Annotated in this window: 4 protein-coding genes; all 4 read right to left on the bottom strand. The window is 67.9% G+C overall.

Annotated features, from left to right (window positions below; genetic code table 11):
* Nucleotides 1–42 precede the first annotated feature (42 nt).
* From ACFUPX_RS43955 to ACFUPX_RS43940, 4 genes are read right to left on the bottom strand one after another with little or no spacing between them, the layout of a single operon-like run.
* On the bottom strand, nt 43–759 hold the full coding sequence (locus tag ACFUPX_RS43955) for an ABC transporter ATP-binding protein (RefSeq protein WP_383335355.1): 717 nt from the start codon (nt 757–759) through the stop codon (nt 43–45).
* Nucleotides 759–1,625, bottom strand: coding sequence for an ABC transporter ATP-binding protein (locus ACFUPX_RS43950; RefSeq protein WP_383335353.1), 867 nt, complete (start codon nt 1,623–1,625; stop codon nt 759–761). Before ACFUPX_RS43950 ends, ACFUPX_RS43955 begins: the two co-directional genes overlap by 1 nt.
* A gap of 3 nt (nt 1,626–1,628) precedes the next feature.
* Nucleotides 1,629–3,473, bottom strand: a complete 1,845-nt coding sequence (locus ACFUPX_RS43945; RefSeq protein WP_383335351.1) for a branched-chain amino acid ABC transporter permease — start codon at nt 3,471–3,473, stop codon at nt 1,629–1,631.
* Nucleotides 3,474–3,478: 5 nt separating this feature from the next.
* Nucleotides 3,479–4,408 carry a branched-chain amino acid ABC transporter permease gene (locus ACFUPX_RS43940; RefSeq protein WP_383335349.1) on the bottom strand — a complete coding sequence of 310 codons (930 nt, stop codon included), beginning with the start codon at nt 4,406–4,408 and terminating at the stop codon, nt 3,479–3,481.
* Nucleotides 4,409–4,523: the final 115 nt, after the last annotated feature.

Below are 4,523 nucleotides of genomic sequence, written 5' to 3'. Positions count from 1 at the left end.
CCCCGGCATCGGGGTGCGGGCCTTCCTCGTACGCGAAGTGCTTCAGTCCTCGCCGAGATACGCCTTGCGCACGGACTCGTCGTGCAGCAGGTCGCCTCCCGTACCGGACAGGACGATCTTGCCGACCTCCATGACATGACCGTGGTCGGCGAGCGAGAGCGCCGCCTGGGCGTTCTGTTCGACGAGCAGAATGGTCGTGCCCTGGGATTTGAGCTCGGAGATGGTCGCCATGATCTTCTGCATCATGATCGGCGAAAGACCCATGGAGGGCTCGTCGAGCATGAGCAGTTTCGGCTGGGACATGAGCGCGCGCCCCATGGCGAGCATTTGCTGCTCACCGCCGGAGAGCGTGCCCGCCGCCTGCTTTCTGCGCTCCCCGAGAATGGGGAAGAGCTCGTAGGCGCGCGCTATGTCCTTTTCGATGGCTGCTTTGTCGCTGCGCAGATAGGCGCCGAGCCGCAGATTGTTCTCGATCGTCATGCGCGGAAAGATGTGCCGGCCCTCGGGAGAGTGGGCGAGGCCGAGCGCGACGATCTGGTCGGCGCGGTATTTCCGCAGCGCTTTTCCGTTGAATTTGATGGAGCCGCCGACCGGCTTGAGCAGTCCGGAGAGCGTGCGCAGCGTGGTGGTCTTGCCTGCGCCGTTCGTGCCGATCAGGGTGACGACCTCGCCGGCCTCGACCTTGAAAGAGATGCCCTTGACGGCCTCGATCTTGCCGTAGGCGACCTTGAGGTCCTCGACCTCGAGCAGTGCGGTCATCAGCTGTTCTCCTCGTTGCCCGTCGCGTCGGCCTCTGTGCTGCCGGGGGCACCTTCGAAGGGCTCGCCCAGGTAGGCGGCGATGACGCGGTCGTCCTGCTGGACGGTTTCACTGTCGCCCTCGACGAGCTTCTCGCCTTGGACGAGTACGGCCACGCGGTCGCACAGGTTGAAGATGAAGCGCATGTCGTGCTCGATGACCAGGACGGCGATGCCCATGTCCCGGATGGCGAGGACCAGTTCCTCGGTGGCGCGGGTCTCCTGCGGGTTCATGCCCGCCGTCGGCTCGTCCAGGAGGAGCAGGCCCGGCTCGCTCGCCAGCGCACGGGCGATCTCCAGCTTGCGCTGCTCGCCGTAGGGCAGATTGCGCGAGAGGTGCTCCGCCTTCTCGGCCAGGCCGACGAATTCGAGCAGCTCCAGGGCGCGTTCCCTGGATTTGGCCTCCGCCTTGTGGAAACCGGGGCCGCGCAGGAGGGCCGACCAGAGGCCTTCCTTCGTACGCGTGTGGCGCCCGACCAGGACGTTCTCCAGGACCGTCATGTTGGCGAAGAGCCGGATGTTCTGGAAGGTGCGCGCCACGCCGGCCGCGGTGACCTTGAACGACTTGCTCGGCAGGACCTTGCCCTTGTACCGGACTTCGCCCTCGGTGGGGATGTACAGGCCGGTGAGGCAGTTGAAGAAGGTGGTCTTGCCCGCGCCGTTGGGGCCGATGAGGCCGACGATCTCGCCGCTGTTCACGGTGAGGTCGACGGAGCGCACGGCGGTCAGGCCGCCGAAGCGCATCGTGACGCCCTTGGCGTCCAGGACGGTCTCGCCGGCCGGTGTCGCGGCCGGGGCGCCCTTGCTGGTGGTGGTGTCGGTGGTCATGGCTCAGGCCCCTGTCTTGCTGAGGACTGTGGGTGGCGGCGTGTCGCCGGGAGCCAGATCGGCCTCGTGGAACTCGAGCTGGCGGCGGCGGTTGGGGATGAGGCCCTCGGGGCGGAAGCGCATGAGCAGCACGAGCGCGAGGCCGAAGGCGAAGAGCTGGTAGTCGCCCAGGAACGAGAGCTTGCTCGGGATGAGGTAGAGCAGCGCCGCGCCGACCAGGGGTCCGCTGATGGTGCCCATGCCGCCGAGGACGACCGCGGCGAGCAGGAACGCCGAGTTGGGCGGGACCGTGTTGGCGAACTGGTACTGCTCGGGCGTCACGGTGTAGGTGACGTGCGCCTGCACCGTGCCCGCGAGTCCGGCGAGCGTGGCGCCGAGCGCGAAGGCGATGAGCTTCACGCGGAAGCCGTTGATGCCCATGGCGAGCGCCGCGGTCTCGTCCTCGCGGATGGCGACCCAGGCACGCCCGATGCGGGAGTCGCCGCTGCGCCTGAAGACGAGCACGACGACGAGGGTGATGAGCAGCATCAGGAAGAAGTAGTTCGCGAAACGGCCGATGGTGACGCCGAGGATGCTGTGCTCGACGCCCAGGTCGAAGCCCAGGATCTTGAGGTTCGGGATCGAGGAGATGCCGTTCGAGCCGTTCGTGATGTCCGGGCCCGACGTGCCGTCGGAGTTCATCGCGACGAGCCGGAAGATCTCACCGAAGCCGAGGGTGACGATGGCGAGGTAGTCGCCGCGCAGCCGCAGGGTCGGGGCGCCGATCAGCACACCGAAGATCAGTGAGGCGCCCGCGCCGACCAGGATCGCGCCCCAGAACGGCAGATGGACGTCGAAGGGCGACGACGGCGACCCGGAGACCATGGACGCCGCGTAGGCGCCGACGCCCAGGAAGGCGACGTATCCGAGGTCGAGGAGTCCGGCGAGGCCGACGACGATGTTCAGGCCGAGCGCGACGGTCGCGAAGATGAGGATGTAGACGCCGATGGTGGCGTACTGGTCGTCGCTCTGCGTGAACGGGAAGGCCGCGGCGGCGACGAAGGCACCGATGAGCGTGATGTTGCGGTGCCGCGCGGTGTACGTGGAGACCTGGGCGACGAGTCCGGCCTTGGACAGGGCGGCGAAGCTGAACGCCACGGTGACCAGGAAGCCGATGAAGAGCTCGTCGTACTCGGTGCCGATGCCGTAGGTGAAGACCAGCAGGCCCACGGCGAGCGCGGCGACGATGACGAGGATCTCGACGTAACTGGGGAGCTTGCGCGGCGTGGGCGGGGCCTCGGCCGCGAAGGCGCCCTTGAAGATGATCATGCCGTTGCGCAGGTGGTGCTTGAACTGCTCGCTGTCGCTGTCCTCGGGGTCGACCGCGTAGGTGTGCGGCCGGGTGAAGGGCAGGGCGAGTGCGCCGACGAAGGCGCCCAGGGTGGCGATCGCGGCGATCCAGGCACCGGGGTCGAGGTTGGCGAGGCCGCCGAGCTGGTAGCTGATCGAGATGACCGTGTACCAGGTGGTCGTGAAGGCGGCGAGCGCCGCGTACTTCAGCGCGGCGTCGGCTCCGCCGGGAGCCAGCGCCCGTACGCCCCTGACGCCGTACGAGGCGAGGCCGAAGAGCGTCGTCAGGGCGCCGGCGATCAGGACGAGGACCTGGAGGCCGCCGGGGTAGCCGTAGACCGTGAGGTCGCCGGGGAACGCCGAGGTCCAGGTCCAGGCGAGGAACGTGGAGATGACGGTGAGGATGCCGCCGCCGGTCGCCAGCGCGCGGGCGGGGCCCTCGGAGATGGCGATGAGACCGGTGGGGGTGTGGTCCTGCTTGGGGCTCGGCGCGTCGGCCGCGGTGTGCTGTGTGGTCATGGTGGTCACGCCCTGTCCGCGACGCGCTCGCCAAGGAGGCCTTGTGGCCTGACGAGGAGTACGACGATGAGGAGTACGAAGGCCCAGACGTCGGCCCAGGACTGCCCGCCGAGCTGGCTCATGCCGGGGATGTCGTTCATGTACGCGGTGGCCATGGCTTCGGCGACACCGAGGACGAGGCCGCCGATCATCGCGCCGTAGATGTTGCCGATGCCTCCGAGCACGGCGGCCGTGAAGGCCTTGAGGCCCCAGAGGAAGCCCATGCGGAACTGGACTTCTCCGTAGCGGAAGCCGTAGGCGACGGCGGCGATACCGGCGAAGGCGGCGCCGATCGCGAAGGCCACGACGATGACGCGGTCGGTGTTGACACCCATGAGCTTGGCGGTGTCGGGATCCTGCGCGGTGGCCTGCATGCCGCGTCCGACGCGGGTCTTCATCACGAAGTAGCCGAGGGCGAACATGCAGATCGGGGCGGTGATCAGCAGGAAGACGTCGCCGGGCTGGATGGTGACGGAGCCCATGTGGATGGAGTCACCGGGCATTTCGGGGAAGGTGCGGGACGACTTCGCGTTGGGGTACCAGGCCCAGACGGCCTGCTGCAGCGCGAGCGAGAGGCCGATGGCGGTGATGAGGGGTGCGAGGCGGGGTGCGCCGCGCAAGGGGCGGTAGGCGAAGCGTTCGGCTCCGACCGCTATGAGGGTCGAGACGATCACGGCACCTATGAGCATCAGTGGCAGGGCGAGCCACATGCTGGTGCCACCCGGCAGCCAGAGCCAGACGGTGAGGGCGCCGAAGCCGCCGACCATGAAGATCTCGCCATGGGCGAAGTTGATGAGCTGGACGATGCCGTAGACCATTGTGTAGCCGATGGCGATCAGGCCGTACATGGATCCCAGTAGCAGGCCATTGACCAGCTGTTGCGGCAGTTCGTGCACCGCAGGTCCTCCGAGTCTTTCGGTGTCGTGCGGCCTGCGTGCGGTGGCGGTGGGCCTCGCGGTGGCCGGACGGCTTAGGTGACGGATGCGACGCCGCGCGGGGCGCTGCAGAGGC

The sequence above is a fragment of the Streptomyces sp. NPDC057302 genome, from assembly GCF_042667685.1.
GTDB lineage: Bacteria > Actinomycetota > Actinomycetes > Streptomycetales > Streptomycetaceae > Streptomyces.
The sequence above is the reverse complement of the archived record's forward strand: the minus strand, read 5'-3'. Positions and strand labels throughout refer to the sequence as shown.

Coding starts and splice junctions, on each gene's coding strand:
- ACFUPX_RS43955 (WP_383335355.1), bottom strand. CDS start 759: ATGACCGCACTGCTCGAGGTCGAGGACCTCAAGGTCGCCTACGGCAAG.
- ACFUPX_RS43950 (WP_383335353.1), bottom strand. CDS start 1,625: ATGACCACCGACACCACCACCAGCAAGGGCGCCCCGGCCGCGACACCG.
- ACFUPX_RS43945 (WP_383335351.1), bottom strand. CDS start 3,473: ATGACCACACAGCACACCGCGGCCGACGCGCCGAGCCCCAAGCAGGAC.